This is a genomic window from Lelliottia jeotgali (genome assembly GCF_977070485.1).
Genome location: NZ_CDRVFO010000002.1, coordinates 267474 through 282570 on the forward strand (window position 1 = coordinate 267474; position 15097 = coordinate 282570).

At 64.5% G+C, this 15097-nt stretch carries 15 protein-coding genes; 5 read left to right on the forward strand and 10 right to left on the reverse strand.

Features of this window, described 5'->3' with window-relative positions; translation table 11 throughout:
• Positions 1–6: 6 nt before the first annotated feature.
• Positions 7–855, reverse strand: a complete 849-nt coding sequence (locus tag ACW4TB_RS03705) for a 3-hydroxybutyryl-CoA dehydrogenase (RefSeq protein WP_012314084.1) — start codon at positions 853–855, stop codon at positions 7–9.
• Between the two features lie 13 nt (positions 856–868).
• On the reverse strand, positions 869–2053 hold the full coding sequence (locus tag ACW4TB_RS03710) for an acetyl-CoA C-acyltransferase family protein (RefSeq protein ID WP_254467652.1): 1185 nt from the start codon (positions 2051–2053) through the stop codon (positions 869–871).
• A gap of 168 nt (positions 2054–2221) precedes the next feature.
• Here ACW4TB_RS03710 and ACW4TB_RS03715 point away from each other — a divergent pair, with 168 nt between their 5' ends.
• Positions 2222–3232 carry an AraC family transcriptional regulator gene (locus ACW4TB_RS03715; RefSeq protein WP_279933680.1) on the forward strand — a complete coding sequence of 337 codons (1011 nt, stop codon included), beginning with the start codon at positions 2222–2224 and terminating at the stop codon, positions 3230–3232.
• A 312-nt stretch (positions 3233–3544) separates the two neighbouring features.
• Here ACW4TB_RS03715 and ACW4TB_RS03720 read toward each other — a convergent pair whose 3' ends face one another.
• From ACW4TB_RS03720 to glcD, 5 genes are all read right to left on the reverse strand, one after another.
• Positions 3545–3883, reverse strand: coding sequence for a hypothetical protein (locus tag ACW4TB_RS03720; protein ID WP_012314087.1), 339 nt, complete (start codon positions 3881–3883; stop codon positions 3545–3547).
• A 193-nt stretch (positions 3884–4076) separates the two neighbouring features.
• Positions 4077–4478, reverse strand: coding sequence for a heme-binding protein (locus ACW4TB_RS03725; protein WP_279933681.1), 402 nt, complete (start codon positions 4476–4478; stop codon positions 4077–4079).
• A complete protein-coding gene (gene glcF, locus ACW4TB_RS03730) occupies positions 4471–5706 on the reverse strand; it encodes a glycolate oxidase subunit GlcF (RefSeq protein ID WP_279933682.1) in 1236 nt (411 codons plus the stop codon). The genes ACW4TB_RS03725 and glcF overlap by 8 nt, the downstream gene beginning before the upstream one ends.
• 9 nt (positions 5707–5715) lie before the next feature.
• Complete coding sequence (gene glcE, locus ACW4TB_RS03735) at positions 5716–6768, reverse strand: glycolate oxidase subunit GlcE (RefSeq protein WP_455828228.1); 1053 nt, start codon at positions 6766–6768, stop codon at positions 5716–5718.
• Positions 6768–8267 carry a glycolate oxidase subunit GlcD gene (gene glcD, locus ACW4TB_RS03740; RefSeq protein ID WP_254467658.1) on the reverse strand — a complete coding sequence of 500 codons (1500 nt, stop codon included), beginning with the start codon at positions 8265–8267 and terminating at the stop codon, positions 6768–6770. Before glcD ends, glcE begins: the two co-directional genes overlap by 1 nt.
• A gap of 195 nt (positions 8268–8462) precedes the next feature.
• Between glcD and glcC the strand changes: the two genes are divergently transcribed.
• Entirely contained in the window at positions 8463–9230 is a 768-nt protein-coding gene (gene glcC, locus ACW4TB_RS03745; protein ID WP_254467659.1) for a transcriptional regulator GlcC, read from the forward strand.
• 46 nt (positions 9231–9276) lie between these two features.
• On the opposite strand, the gene ACW4TB_RS03750 is transcribed toward glcC, so the two are convergent.
• From ACW4TB_RS03750 to ACW4TB_RS03760, 3 genes are all read right to left on the reverse strand, one after another.
• Positions 9277–10509, reverse strand: a complete 1233-nt coding sequence (locus ACW4TB_RS03750) for a M20/M25/M40 family metallo-hydrolase (RefSeq protein ID WP_279933684.1) — start codon at positions 10507–10509, stop codon at positions 9277–9279.
• Between the two features lie 122 nt (positions 10510–10631).
• Positions 10632–10949, reverse strand: coding sequence for a DUF2388 domain-containing protein (locus tag ACW4TB_RS03755; protein WP_012314094.1), 318 nt, complete (start codon positions 10947–10949; stop codon positions 10632–10634).
• A gap of 126 nt (positions 10950–11075) precedes the next feature.
• A complete protein-coding gene (locus ACW4TB_RS03760; protein WP_012314095.1) occupies positions 11076–11597 on the reverse strand; it encodes a GNAT family N-acetyltransferase in 522 nt (173 codons plus the stop codon).
• A gap of 146 nt (positions 11598–11743) precedes the next feature.
• On the opposite strand from ACW4TB_RS03760, the gene ACW4TB_RS03765 reads away from it, so the two are divergent.
• The 3 genes from ACW4TB_RS03765 to ACW4TB_RS03775 all read left to right on the forward strand — a co-directional run bounded on the left by ACW4TB_RS03765 (position 11744) and on the right by ACW4TB_RS03775 (position 15094).
• Positions 11744–12373: a glutathione S-transferase family protein gene (locus ACW4TB_RS03765; RefSeq protein ID WP_254467662.1), complete on the forward strand. Its 630-nt coding sequence runs from the start codon at positions 11744–11746 to the stop codon at positions 12371–12373.
• A 241-nt stretch (positions 12374–12614) separates the two neighbouring features.
• Positions 12615–13880 (forward strand): cytosine permease, encoded by a 1266-nt coding sequence (gene codB, locus ACW4TB_RS03770; RefSeq protein ID WP_012314097.1) that lies wholly within the window; start codon positions 12615–12617, stop codon positions 13878–13880.
• Positions 13877–15094, forward strand: a complete 1218-nt coding sequence (locus tag ACW4TB_RS03775) for a PucR family transcriptional regulator (RefSeq protein ID WP_279933685.1) — start codon at positions 13877–13879, stop codon at positions 15092–15094. The genes codB and ACW4TB_RS03775 overlap by 4 nt, the downstream gene beginning before the upstream one ends.
• Positions 15095–15097: the final 3 nt, after the last annotated feature.

Genomic DNA, 15097 nt, shown 5'->3' on the forward strand with positions numbered 1-15097 from the left:
CGCTCCTCAGTAGGTGAAGAAGCCGCGGCCACTCTTGCGCCCCAACCAGCCGGCCGCGACCATTTCCCTTAGCAGTGGGGCAGGGCGGTACTTGCTGTCGTTGAAACCCTCATGGAAGGCTTCCATGATCGCCAGCAAGGTGTCCAGGCCAATCAGGTCGGCCAGCGCCAGCGGGCCGATCGGCTGGTTGCAACCCAGGCGCATGCCGGTGTCGATGTCCTCGGCACTGGCCAGGCCCTCCTGGCGCACGAAGATCGCTTCGTTGATCATCGGCACCAGGATGCGGTTGACCACGAAGCCCGGGCGGTTACCGGCAGTGATCGGCGTCTTGCCGAGCTTCTCGGTAACCAGCAGCGCCTGGGCATAGGTGCTGTCGCTGGTTTGCAGGCCACGGATGATCTCGACCAGGGCCATCATCGGCACCGGGTTGAAGAAGTGCACGCCGATGAACCGCTCAGGGTGCTCGATACTGGCCGCCAGCTGGGTCACCGAAAGTGACGAGGTGTTGGTGGCAATCAGGCAATCGGGCGCCACGTTGGCAGCCACTTGCTGGAGGATGCGTTGCTTGAGCTGCAGGTTTTCGGTCGCCGCCTCGATCACCAGTTGCGCAGTGCTCAATTGCGCGTAATCGGTGCTGGTGCGGATGCGCGCTTTCGCTGCGCTGGCACGCTCGGCATCGAGGGTACCCTTGTTGACCTGGCGCTCCAGGTTTTTGCTCAGGGTGGCTACGCCGCGCTCTAGTGCGGCCTCGGCGACATCCACCAGCAGCACCTGATAGCCGGCCACCGCGCAGACTTGCGCGATGCCGTTGCCCATGGTGCCGGCGCCGATCACGGCGATCTGTTCAATGCTCATGTTGCAAGGTCCCTCAGACGCGCTCGAAGACGACGGCGATGCCCTGGCCGCCGCCAATGCACATGGTGGCCAGCGCGTAACGGCCCTGGATACGCTGCAGTTCATGGATGGCCTTGGTGGCGATGATCGCCCCGGTGGCACCCACCGGGTGGCCCAGGGAAATGCCGGACCCGTTCGGGTTGACCTTCTCCGGGTCGAAGTCCAGCGCGCGGGCTACGGCACAGGCTTGGGCGGCGAAGGCTTCATTGGACTCGATCACGTCCAGGTCGCTGATGTTCAGGCCGGCCTTTTCCAGGGCTTTGCGTGTTGCCGGGATCGGCCCCAGGCCCATCAGCTCGGGCTCGACGCCGGCATGGGCGTAGGCCACCAGGCGCGCCAGCGGCTTGAGGCCGAGGCGGCGTACGGCGTCACCGGTAGCCAGCACCAGGCCGGCAGCTCCGTCATTGATGCCGCTGGCGTTGCCGGCGGTAACGGTGCCGTCTTTCTTGAAGACGGTTTTCATGCCGGCCAGCTGTTCGGCGGTCACATCGCCGCGTACGTGTTCGTCAACGGCAAACTCGACGGTGCCTTTGCGGGTTTTCAGTTCCAGCGGCACGATCTGGCTGGCGAAGCGGCCTTCAGCGATGGCACGGGCGGCGCGGCGCTGGCTGGTCAGGGCCAGTTCATCCTGCATCTGGCGGGTGATGCCGTGCTTGGCGGCGACATTTTCCGCCGTGATGCCCATGTGGAAGTGTTCGAACGGGTCCTGCAGAACGCCGACGGTGTAGTCGATGCCTTGCAGGTCGCCCATGCGTGCACCCCAGCGGGCCTGTGGCAGCAAGTAAGGGCCACGGCTCATGGACTCGGCACCGGCGGCCAGGGCCACATCGGCATCACCCAGCAGCAGGCACTGGGTAGCGGAAACGATGGCCTGAAGGCCCGAACCGCACAGGCGGTTGACGTTGAACGCCGGGGTTTCCTTAGGGATACCAGCGTTCATCGCGGCGACCCGCGACAGGTAGGCGTCGCGTGGTTCGGTGGGGATGACATTACCCATGACCACATGGCCGACCTGCTCAGGGGCTACGCCCGAGCGCTCGAGGGCGGCGCGGCTGATGGCGGTGGCGAGGTCTGCCAGCGGCAGGTCCTTGAGCGAGCCACCAAAACCACCGATGGCGGAACGGACGGCACTGACGACGTAGATTTCTGCGCTGCTCATAGAGGCTCCGATTGCGAAGGCATGGCGGGAGCGGGCCAGGCTCTGCGAGAATGGCCGGCGCTCCCTCGTTGAGTCCGAGTCTAGGCAAAGGCCCTGTTCCAGCCTATGCCGGATCTGTTCAGTCAACCTGGCACTTTTTGCCACTCAGCATAGACAGCGAATAACGCCATGCGCGATAGCGATTCGGTCGCCGTGTACTTTCTCAATGCCATGTTTCATGCCCTGCGCGACCAGCCCTTGGTGCGTGACGCCCATCTGCGTGCGGTGGGCATCGACCCGGCGCTGCTCGATCAGCCACAGGCCCGCGTACCGGCCAAGGCGTTCGCCCAATTATGGCTGACGCAGATCCAGCTGCTGGACGATGAGTTCTTTCGCCTCGACAGCCATGGCATGCCGCTGGGCAGCTTTGCCCTGATCTGTCGCGGCCTTATCCAGGAGCCGAACCTGGACAAGGCACTGCGCCAATGCTTGGGCAATTTCGGCCTGTTCCTGCATGACCTGCGCGGCAGCCTGACGGTGCGCGCCGGGCGCGCGGTGATCAGCGTGCACTCGGGCATTGCCGACCCGTTGACCCGGGTTTATGCCGAGGAGACCTATCTGGTGCTGGTGGTTGGCCTGCTGTGCTGGCTGGCCGGGCGCCGTCTGGCCATTGACCGCACCGAGCTTGCAGTGGCGCGTCCGGCCCAGGACGACGACCTGCTGCTGTGGGGGCCGGACTTACGCCTGGGTAGCGGGCGCACCGAGGTTGAGTTCGACAGCGCCTACCTGCGTCTGCCGGTGGTCCAAGACTTGGCCGGCCTTAAAACTTTCCTGCGTAGTGCACCCCAGGGCCTGGTGATCCGCTTTCGCAACCAGAATGGGTTGGTGGCTCAGGTGTACCGGCATCTGCGTGCCCGGCGCTATGGGCAATGGCCGACGCTGGCGGCCATGGCGCAGTGGCAGGGTATCAGTGCCAGCACTTTTCGTCGGCAGTTGGAGCGCGAAGGGCGGTCGTATCAGCAGATCAAGGATGAGGTGCGGCGTGCCATGGCGTTCGAGCGTTTGCGCGAGGGGGTGATGAGCATTGCTGAAATCGCCGAGCAGGCGGGGTTCCAGGAGCCCAGTGCGTTTCATCGGGCGTTCAAGAAGTGGACGGGGCAAAGTCCGGGGAGATATCGGGCTAGGTTGGTTGGGCACTAGGTCAGCGGCAAGCTGCAAGATAGAAGCTAGGGGGCTTTGATTCGGGTGGGCATATCCGTTTGCCATGGTGGCGCTCACTCACCTTTGTGCCCTTACGGCGGGTCCCTTTTTGTCTTGGCAAAAAGGGACCAAAAACCGCCCGCTCCCATCATCCGGCCCCTACGCTGCGCTCGGCCTCCTGAAGTCGCAATCTGTGGTGGCTGAGCTACCGCGCGCTTAGAAGCAGAAGCAGAAGCAGAAGCAGAAGCAGAAGCAGAGCTTGCAAAAAATGGAGCGGCAACGTTGCGGCGGTGTCGCATTTGCCTCTTGGCTTCAGAATCGTGCGGTACTCACCGTGATGTAGCCTTTGTCCAGCAGCGAAATGCGGATCACGGTCTCGTCGGCGGGTGCTTTGCGTTTTTGCTTGATGGACACGCCCTCGACGGCAACGGCGCGGATACGGTGGGCGATGAGGCGGCCACAAGCGTCGAAGAACAACTCGCTGGCCAGCAACTCGATACGTTCGATCAGCCCTCGCGTTCGCTCGTCGGTGGCACAGAAGAACAATACGCCCGACAAGTGCGGGTCATCGTCAGGGTTGCTGACATCATGAGCCAGCAGCTCGCGCAGGGTACTGCGCAGCTCGGCAGTGGTGCGGGTGTGTGGATGCATGCGCTGCTTCCTCTGGGACACAAGTGCCGATCATGTTTTCCATGGTGGTGCGCGGCAAGTAGGACGCTTCCGAGAGGTTGGGTAGGAATTTTCTGAACGTGTAGGGAGGGGCCGGGTGGCTTGCAAGCGGTCGACCTGCAAAAGCCAACCGCGGCCCGGCTCTTCTATTGGCGGTGAGCTGTCAAGGCGCGGATTACGTGATGGCCGCCGCCCCGGCCTTGGCCACCTGGGCATCCTGTTCAGGCTTGACCCCGGACACACCGATAGCGCCAACCACCTGGCCATCCACCCGCAACGGCACGCCGCCCTCCAGGCTGGTCAGCAGCGGCGCGGTGACGAACGCGGTGCGCCCGCCGTTGACCATCTGTTCGTAATCGCGCGTTTCCTTGCGGCCCAAGGCCGAGCTGCGAGCCTTTTCAACGGCGATGTACGCACTGGCTGCCGCGCAGCCGTCCATGCGCTCCAGGCCAAGCGGATGGCCGCCGTCGTCGACCACCGCGATGGTGACGTTCCACTGGTGCGCCAGGGCCTCCTGGCGGGCGGCTGCAAGCACGCGGGCAACTTCGGCCTGGCCTATCACGGACTTGCTATGCATGGCTGTTCTCCTGGTTCAGGGCTGCTTCGACGATTTCGATCCAGTGCCGTACCGGTGTGCGTCCGGCACCAGCGAGGTGGGTCTGGCAACCGATGTTGGCGGTGGCGATGATTTGCGGCTTGCCGCTTTCCAGCGCGTTGAGTCGGTTGTCGCGCAGTTGCCGCGACAGTTCGGGCTGGGTCAGCGAGTAGGTACCGGCAGAGCCGCAGCACAAATGGCCGTCGGGCACTGCGGTGAGAGTGAAGCCAAGCCGGGCCAGCAGGCTCTCAACCTGGCCGCCGAGCTTGAGGGCGTGCTGCAGGGTGCACGGGCAATGAAAGGCCAGGCGTTGTTCGGCGCACACGCCCAGTTGCTCGACCGGCTCGTTGCGCAGCACTTCCACCAGGTCGCGCGATAGTGCGCTGACCCGCGCAGCCTTGGCCGCGTAAAGCGGATCCTTCTCCAGCAGGTGGCCGTAGTCACGCACGAAGGCGCCGCAGCCACTAGCGGTCTGCACGATGGCTTCGGCGCCCGCTTCGATGGCGGGCCACCAGGCATCAATGTTGCACCGGGCACGCTGCAGGCCTTGCTCCTGGGCATTGAGGTGGTAATCCACTGCGCCACAGCAGCCAGCTTGGCGTGCTGGCTCGACGCTGATGCCCAGGCGGTCCAGCAACCGCGCGGTGGCGGCGTTGGTGTTGGGTGACAGGGCCGGCTGTACGCAGCCTTCAAGCAGCAGCACGCGGCGTGCGTGGCGCACCGCCGGGCGCTTGCCAGGGGAGGCCACCTGGGCGGGCAACTTGCTCTTGAGTGCGCCCGGCAGGACTGGGCGCAGGGTTTGGCCCGCGCGGGTCAGCGCCTTGAACAGCGCCGGGCGCGGCACCACTGCACGCAAGCCTTGGCGCAGCAGGCGCTGGCCGAGCGGGCGGGGCACTTGCTGTTCGACCACGGCGCGGCCGATGTCCAGCAGGTCATGGTATCTGACCCCTGACGGGCAGGTGGTCTCACAGTTGCGGCAGGTCAGGCAGCGGTCCAGGTGCAGTTGGGTACTGGCGGTGACCGGCGCACCTTCGAGTACTTGCTTGATCAGGTAGATACGCCCGCGCGGTCCATCCAGTTCATCGCCGAGCAACTGGTAGGTGGGGCAGGTGGCCGTGCAGAAGCCACAGTGCACGCATGCGCGCAGGATGCTTTCGGCCTCTTCGGCGCGGGCCAGGCGCTTGGCGCTGTCGCTCAGGTTGGTTTGCATGGCGTGGCCTCACAGGTCCGGGTACAGGCGGCCAGGGTTGAACAGGCCCTGGGGGTCGAGTTGTCGCTTGAGGGCGTGGTGATAACGCATCAGCGCGGCGGGCAGCGGTGCGCTGCTGTGCTCGCCCGGGGCATAGCCGGTGGCGTGGCCGCCGGCCTTGGCCACCAGCTCGCGGATCGCCGCTGCGGGGGCGCTCGACTTCAGCCAGCGCTGCGCGCCGCCCCAATCGATCAACTGGCGCCCCGGCAGGTCCAGTTCGGCGGTGGCAATGGGCAGCGACAGGCGCCACAGCGGTTCGGCGCCGTCGAAGAAGGCCAGGCGCTGCTCGCGCAGGTCACTCCAGAACTGGCTGTCGAGTACTTCCCCGCCCAAGCGCTGGCGGGCCGATTGCACTGAGCCCTCACCGCCTTCCAGGCGCAGGTACAGTGCTTCGCCGTCGTGGCAGGCTGCACTGATCGGCAATGGCTGCTGGCCCCATTCGGCCAGCTCGGCCAGGGCCTGATGGCGGGCCATCGGCATGCGCAGGCTCAGGCATTGGCGCGGTCGTGGCAGCACCTTAAGCGACACCTCGGTCAGCAGGCCCAGGCAGCCGAAGCTGCCGGCCATCAGCCGCGACACGTCGTAACCGGCGACGTTTTTCATCACCTCACCGCCAAAGCGCAGCAGCTTGCCGTGACCGGTAATGACCCGCGTGCCGAGCACATAGTCGCGTACCGACCCGGCCCAGGGCCGACGCGGCCCGGACAGCCCCGCTGCGACCACGCCGCCCAAGGTCGCACCGGCGCCGAGGTGGGGCGGTTCGCACGGCAGCATCTGCCCGGCCTCGAACAGCGCCGCCTCGATCTCCTGCAGCGGCGTACCGGCGCGAGCAGTGAGTACCAGCTCGGTCGGGTCGTAACTGACGATGCCGCGGTGGCCGCGTGTATCAACGATCTCCCCGGCCACCGGGCGCCCCAGCATGGCTTTGCTGTTGCTGCCCTGAATGCGCAGCGGGGTGTTCAGGGTCAAGGCCTGGTTGACCTGTTCGAGCAGGTCCTGGCTCATGTCGCGGTCCAGGCTCATCAGAAGCGCTCCAGGTCAGGGAAGGGCAGTTGGCCGTGATGCACATGCATGGCACCGAACTCGGCGCAGCGGTGCAGGGTGGGGATGTTCTTGCCCGGGTTGAGCAGCCCTTTGGGGTCAAACGCTGCCTTCACGGCATGGAACAGGGTGATTTCGTCGCTGTTGAACTGCGCGCACATCTGGTTGATTTTCTCGCGGCCTACGCCATGTTCGCCGGTGATGCTGCCGCCCACTGCCACGCACAGTTCAAGGATGCGCCCGCCGATGGCTTCGGCGCGTTCCAGTTCGCCGGGCAGGTTGGCATCGAACAGGATCAGTGGGTGCATGTTGCCGTCGCCGGCGTGGAACACGTTGGCAACGCGCAGGCCGTACTGCTCGGACAGTTCGCTGATGCCCTTGAGCACGCGCGCCAGTTCGCGGCGCGGGATGGTCCCGTCCATGCAGTAGTAGTCCGGCGAGATGCGCCCCACCGCCGGGAATGCGTTCTTGCGGCCTGCCCAGAAGCGCACGCGCTCGGCCTCGTCGCAGGCCAGGCGCACCTCGCTGGCGCCGGCCTGCTGTAGTACTGCTGCCACACGCTCGCAGTCGTCCTGCACGTCGGCCTCGACACCATCGAGTTCGCACAAAAGGATCGCTGCTGCCTCTACCGGGTAGCCGGCGTGGATGAAGTCTTCGGCGGCGCGGATTGCCAGGTTGTCCATCATTTCCAGGCCACCGGGGATGATCCCGGCAGCAATGATTTCGGCCACGGCCCGGCCGGCGTCTTCGACACTGCCGAAACTGGCCAGTAGGACCCGGGCGACCTGGGGCTTGGGCAGCAGTTTGACGGTCACTTCGGTGACGATCCCGAGCATGCCTTCGGAACCGGTGAACAGCGCCAGCAGGTCGAAGCCTGGGCTGTCGAGGGCATCGCTGCCCAGGGTCAGTCGTTCGCCTTCGACGGTGAGGATCTCCACCTTGAGCAGGTTGTGTACGGTCAAACCGTACTTCAGGCAGTGCACGCCACCTGCGTTTTCAGCGACGTTGCCGCCGATGGAACAGGCGATTTGCGAAGAGGGGTCGGGGGCGTAGTAAAGGCCGTGCGGCGCCGCTGCCTGGGAAATGGCCAGGTTGCGCACCCCCGGCTGAACCCGGGCGAAACGGCCTTGCGGGTTGACTTCCAGAATGCGGTTGAAACGTGCCATCACCAGCAGGATGCCCTTGGCTAGTGGCAATGCGCCGCCTGACAAGCCCGTGCCGGCGCCGCGAGCCACGACAGGGACACCGCGTTGGTGACACAGCCTGAGCAACGTCTGCACCTGCTCCAGACGCTCGGGCAGCACCACCATCAGGGGCACGGTGCGGTAAGCAGAGAGGCCATCGCATTCGTAAGGTGTGAGGTCTTCGCTCCGATGCAGGATCTCAAGGTCGGGCAGCGCTTCGCGCAAGGCCTGCAGCAGGGCCGGCTGGTCCACGGCAGGCAGCGCGCCATCGACCCGTTCGTCGTAGAGAATGTTCATCAGGCTCACTCAACGGCAGTTTTTGTTGTTGTGGGTAAACCGTTCACCCCCGCAGCCTGCGCCCCCCATCGCAACAGGTCGAGCGCGAAGCACACTGGTCCTACCAGTTTTTGTGCCAGTTGCTGTTCATTTACCGGTTTACGTGCGTAGATTGGCGCAAGCTATGGAAGTGGTCCTACCAGTCGAGGGGTGCACATGGTTGCTGAAGGCAAGGCCAAGGTCGCCGACCAGGTTGCCGAGCGGGTCGAACGGCTGATCGTCGAGGGTGTGCTCAAGGTGGGACAGGCCTTGCCTTCGGAGCGACGCCTGGTGGAAAAGCTCGGCTGTTCGCGCTCGGCACTGCGTGAAGGTCTGCGCATCCTGCGCGGGCGCGGCATCATCGACACTGAACAGGGGCGCGGTTCGTTCGTCGCCGACCTGACCGGGCAGCAGGCGGGCGTCACGCCGCTGATGCACCTGTTCAGCTCGCAACCGCGCACCTTGTTCGACTTGCTGGAAGTGCGTGCGCTGCTCGAGGCCGAGTCGGCGCGCCTGGCGGCGTTACGCGCCACCGATGTGGACCGCCTGCTGATCCGCCGTCGCTACGAAGACATGCTCGCCGCTCATGCAGCGCCCGAAGGGCTGGATGCGCGTGAGCATGCTCACCGCGACCATGCGTTCCACCGGGCGATCAGCGAGGCTTCGCACAACCCTGTGCTGGTGCACACCTTGCAGTCGCTCAGCGACCTGACCTTGAGTACGGTGTTCGCATCGGTGAACAACCTGTATTGCCGCCCCGCGCAGAAGCGCCAGATCGACCGCCAGCACGCGCGGTTGTACCACGCAGTGATGGAGCAATTGCCGGAGCAGGCGCAGCGGGCAGCACGCGAACACATCAACGGGATTCGCGACAGTTTGCGCGAGATCGAGCAGGAGGAGCAGCGGCTGGTGCGGGCGACGATGCGCATGGACGGGTGGGGGTAAAGTGACTCTGGGGGCGCCGGTTTGCCGGCGCCCCCAAGAAATACCTCTATTGCGCCAGATGCCGGATCATCGCGACCGTCAAGTACAAGCGCGGCGCCACACTGTTCAGCTCGATGTACTCATCGTCCCCATGCAGCCCCGCGCCGACCACGCCCAGGGTTTCCAGCACTGCAGGCTTGTCGCTGCCCGGTACGTAGGCATAACCGGCATCGGTGCCGAAGCGCATGGCAATCGGCTCGATCTTGTGGCCGACTTTGGCGTACAGCTGCTGGGCAGTCTGGGCCAGCTTCGCCGATGCGTCATTGCGTGCCAGGGGTGGGCGGCCTTTTTCGACGGTGACGGTCGCTTGGGTATCGGCGACCAGCAGTTTTTTCACGATGCGCTGAGCGTCACCCTGCACCCGGTCGGTCTCGCTCAGGTCCGAGTAGCGCATGTCCGCTTCGGCAGTGGCCAATGCCGGGATGATGTTGGCCTTTTCGCCGGCTTTGGCCAGGGTCCAGTTCACCGTGGTGCCTTTGCTGGCATCACCCAGGTCTTTGAGCTGGAGCAACTGATGGGCCAGTTCGGTCAACGCGTTGCGCCCCTCTTCGGGGGCCGAGCCTGCGTGCGAGGCACGGCCTTTGACCTCGAGCCTGAGGCGGTTGATGCCATTGGTGGCGACCGTCACGGCGTCCTTGTCCGGTGGCTCGTAAGAGAACACGTAGTCATGCTTGCGCGCCAGTTCGGCGATGATCTGCTTCGACCCGGCCGAACCCATTTCCTCATCCGGGTTGAACAGCACGGTGAGCGTGCGGTAACCCTTGAACTCTTGCTGTTGCAGCAGTTTGAGTGCATGCAGGATCATCGCCACGCCACCCTTGGCGTCGGCAACGCCCGGGCCGTAGGCGCGTGGGCCATCCACGCGGAACGGGCGCTTGGCCACGGTGCCAGGGACGAAGACGGTGTCGTAGTGGACCATGAGCAGGAAATCTTTGCTGCCGGTACCTTTGAAGGTGCCGACGATGTTGTCGCCCACGGACGGTTTGGCGGAGTGGGTTTGCACCTGGGCACCCAATGCCTCGAGGCGCTGGACCAGCGCGGCGCTGACTTGTTCAAGGCCGGGCTCGGTGCCGGTACCGGTGTCGACCGAAACCAGGCTCTTGAGGGTTTCAAGGTAGGCTGCCTGTTCGCCTTGGGCTTGCTTGAGCAGGTCCTGGGGAGAAGGTTGGGCAGCGGTTGCCTGGGTACAGGCGATCAAAAGCGCCAGGGCGATGGCGTGGGGAGGGCGGGGCAAAGGCATCGGTTCTTCCTTGTCGTGGTGGACCGTTGAGCCTAGCCCCTCAAGCGTGTACCTGCCCGGGCAAATGCAGCCTTTTCGCGGGCACGCCCCGGGGGGCGGCCCGCGAGAAAGTCATACAGGCCTCAGTGGTGAGCCATTGGGTCATCTTGGGACAATATGGCTCGAGCCAGCTCTTCATCGCTGGCCTGCAAGCCAGGATTGTCCTTGCGTGCCTGTTCCAGCGCCGATTCCACGTAGGCGCCTCGAATAGCACCACCGCTGGCGACGAATGCAGACAACTCGTCACGGGCGGGGATGATCCGTTTGTCATCCTTGAAAGTCGAATACAGCGAGGCGGATACACCGGCCGAGGTAGCGACGTCGCCCGCATCGACGCGGGCCATGGCAGCACCGGCAGGCAGCAGGAGCAGCAATGCAGGTGCGAGGAATAGGTGGCGCATAGCGTGTTCTCCAATAGCGTGAAGCCCAAGGGAAATACCACTCAGTGAGTAAGATGGCGCAACTGGGGTGGTAGTTCCCTTGGTGGATCATTACCGTCGAGCGCGGATTGACAAAACTTTCAGCGCTTATGCTGGTGAGCGTCGATACAGCGGGCGCGGCGTGCTCGGATCGAGTTCGGTGAGCTTGGCGCCGGCTATGACGAAGCCGGCGCGCTCTGCCAGGCGCTGGCTGGCCTGGTTGTCGATATCGGTGGTCAGCCACACCGGGGTTGCGATGGCATCGAGCAGGCCGGTCAATGCTTCGCGCATCAGCCCTTTGCCACTGAACGCCTGGCTGGCCCAGTAACCTACCTCGTACTCTGCGTTGCCCGGGCGCAGACCGATGCAGCCGATGACTGCGTCACTGTCCGCGTGCAGCACGAAGTACCGCTTTTCGGCTGCGGGGTCGAGAAATTCACCGGCACTCAGTTGCAGGCTCTCGCGTACTTCCTGCAGCGTCCAGTCAGGTTTGGCCCAGGCCAGGAAGGGTTGGTGCAGGGTGTAGCTTTCGAGCAGGGCCTGGCGCAGTTGCGCTGCAAGGGCCGGGTCGGGGCGGACCAGGCGGGTGCGCGGGGTGGTCAGGGAGAAAGGGAGTGTGGGGTAGGGCATACGGGCCATCCTGGCGTGAAGGAGTACCACTCTACTTTGCGCGTACTGCATTGACCGTGTCGAGCGGGCGTGGTCTGCTCAGCTTGACGACCCATTTGCGGTCCCCACGAACAGCGCCATCGACCCTGGGAAAATGAAGGACCACCATGCCCGACTACAAACTGCACTGCTTCGCCGAATCCGGCAATGCCTATAAAGCTGCCCTCATGCTCGAACTCACCGGCCAGGCCTGGCAGCCGGTGTTCGTCGATTTCTTCAACGGCCAGACTCGCGAGCAAAGCTGGCGTGATGAGGTCAACGAGCAGGGCGAAGTGCCGGTGCTGGAGCATGCGGGCCAGAAAATCACCCAGTCGGCGCTAATCCTCGAATACCTCGCCGAACGCACCGGCCAGTTCGGCCCGCGCGATGACAACGAAAAGCGCGAAATCTGGCGCTGGATGCTGTTCGACAACCACAAGTTCACTGCCTATTACGCGGCGCTGCGGTTCATCTTCTGCCTGAAGAACTCCGGCGAAACACCAGTAACCCAGTTTCTTCGCGAGCGCGCCACGGCTGCTTACCGGGTGGTCGATGCGCACCTGGCGAAAACGCCCTATATGGTCGGTGGGCGCCTGACCATCGCTGACCTGTCGCTGGCGGGCTATGTGTTCATGCCGGAAGATACCGGCATCCCGTTGGCACAATTCACCCATATTGAAGCGTGGAAAGCGCGTATCCAGGCGCTGCCGGGCTGGAAGCATCCCTATGAACTGATGCCACGCGCAGCGTCGGTCTGACCGGACGCTTCGTACTTGAGGGGCGGCCGGGTGAAAACTACCCAGCCGCGTCCCGCTTTGGTGCGCGGCGGCCTCAAATTGAGGCAACCGGCACATAAAAAACCATCAAGAACGGGCCATGCTGTGCAACCTGCACACTATTTGTCATGCCGTGCGCCTGCTATTTCGCCGTACATCGGCCAGCAAAAAGCGGCCCGTATATTGCTCTGGCTGCTCCAACCTAAACCCGGAGCACCTGACAATGAGTTCCCCCTCCGAATTCCCGCTTTGCGAGGCGCCGCAGCACGCCCGCAAGGGCCTTTTGCCAATCGCCATGGTCCTGTTCAGTTTCACTTTCTTCACCGGCACGATGTTCGCCGGGGGCAAGCTGGGCATGGCCTTCGGGTTCATCGACATGCTCTGGATCGCCACCCTCGGCAACACGCTGCTGGCCCTTTACGCCGCCGCGCTGGCGTTCATCGCTTCGCGCAGCGGGCTCAACACTGTACTGATGGGGCGCTTCTGCTTCGGCGAGGCCGGCAGCCGGCTGTCGGACTTCCTGCTCGGCTTCGCCGAACTGGGCTGGTATGCGTGGGGCACGGCCACTGTGGCGATCGTGCTGGTCAAACTGCTTGGGCTTGCCGAGGGCTTCACCGTGCCGTTGATGGTGCTGTTCGGGTTGGGCTTCAGCATCACGGCAATGGTCGGTTTCAAGGGGCTGGACCTGCTGTCGCGGGTATCGGTACCGCTGATGTTCGTCCTGTTGATCGTTTCCATGGTAATCGCCACCCGTGACGTGGGTGGCCTGCAGCAACTGGCGGCACTGGTACCGCATGAAACCATGACTTTTTCGGCGGCGGTGACCATGGTCTTCGGCACTTTTGCCAGCGGCGCCACCCAAGCCACCAACTGGACGCGCCTGTCCCGCAGCGGGCGGGTGGCGGTGACGGCCAGTGTGGTGGCATTTCTGCTCGGCAACGGGCTGATGGTCGTGGCCGGCGCCTGGTGCGCGATGGTCTATCAGCAGGCCGACATCGTCGAAGTGATGATGCTGCAAGGGCTTTCGTTCGCAGCGGTGGTCATGCTCTGCCTCAACCTGTGGACCATCCAGGGGCCAACCATCTACAACGTTGCCGCCGCAGCGTGTCACCTGGTGCGCAGCGAACGCCGGCGCACGGCAACGCTGGTGGCGGCAGGGGTAGGCATCGTGTTGGCGATCGGTGGCATGTACGAGTTGCTGATTCCCTTCCTGGTATTGCTGGGTTCGATCATCCCGCCGGTGGGTGGGGTGATCATGGCCGACTTCTGGTACCGCCACCGTGGCAAGTATCCGGCCCTGGCCACGGTCAGCCTGCCGCGCTACAACCTGCTGGGGCTGTTCGCCTATGGGGTCGGTGCGCTGGCGGCCTATGCCTCGCCCTGGGTGGCGCCATTGGTGGGCATCGGTGCCTCGGCGCTGTGCTACATCGTGCTGCTTGAGCTCGGCGGCCGACGCCGGGCACTGGGCCAGGCGCGGGTCGAGCCGTGAGCCTGGCCCTGGAAGAGATCCTGCAGCTGCCCGGCCTGCACGAGATGAGCGTGCGGGCTGGTGCACGCAACCTGCAGCGGCGGGTGCGCTGGCCCTACGTGGCGGAGAACGAGGGCATCGCCGAATGGGTGATGGGCGGTGAGCTGGTGTTCGTCACCGGCATCAACCACCCACGCGGCGAGGGCAACCTGTTGAGCCTGGTCGAAGACGGCGATGCGGTGGGTATCGCCGGCATGGTGATCCTCACAGGCGGTACCTTCATCCAGTGTATTCCGGCCGCGGTAATAGAGCGCGCCGAGCAGTTGGGGTTGCCACTGATCGAACAGCCCTATGCCCTGAAGATGGTGGTGGTCACACACCTGATCGGTACTGCACTGGTACAGATGGCCCAGGTGCGCCGCTCGCGCAACGATATCCTCGGGCAACTGCTGACCGGTGACTATCCGAGCCTGGCCATCGCCCGGCAGCGGGCCGCGCACCTGCAGCTCGACCTGGACGGGCCGCGGCGTTTGGTGGCGTTGCGCTTGTCGGCGGTCGACGGGCTGTTCGAGCGGCATGGCCTGGCCATAGGCGAACGCCTGTGGCAGGACACTCGCCAAACCCTGGAAGACCAGCTTGAGGCCTGGTGCCGGGCCCGGGCCGGCGCGGTCACGGCGCAACTGGCCGGTGACCTGTTCGTGTTGCTGCTGCCCGATACGACGGACTTGCGTGCAGCCCTGGCCGGCCTGCACCGGCAGTTGGCCGCGCAGGCTTGTGAGATGGGGCTGTTCATGGGCCTGTCGAGCCTCGCCGGGGACTGTGGCCATTACCGTCAGGCCCTCAACCAGGCGCGCCAGGCCCTGGAGGTTGCGCAAAACCTGCGCCCGGCCACCGGCCTGTGCGACTTCAGCGAGCTCGGTGTATTGCGCCTGTTGCAGGGTATCGTCGACCGTTCGCTGATCGATGACTTCGTCGCCCAGACCCTCGGCCCGCTGCGCACCCCCGGGCGCAAACAGCCCAACGCATTGCTGCACACCCTCGACGCGCTGCTCAAGGAGAACGGCAATGGCCTCAAGGCCGGGCAGCGCCTGGGTTTGCACCGCAACACCATCAACCAACGGATGCAACGCATCGAACAACTGAGCGGGCAGTCCCTGGACGACCCGCTTTTCCGTATGAACGCTGCGGTCGCTATGCTGATATGGCGCATGACCGAAGCCCAAGGCAAGGAGTAACTC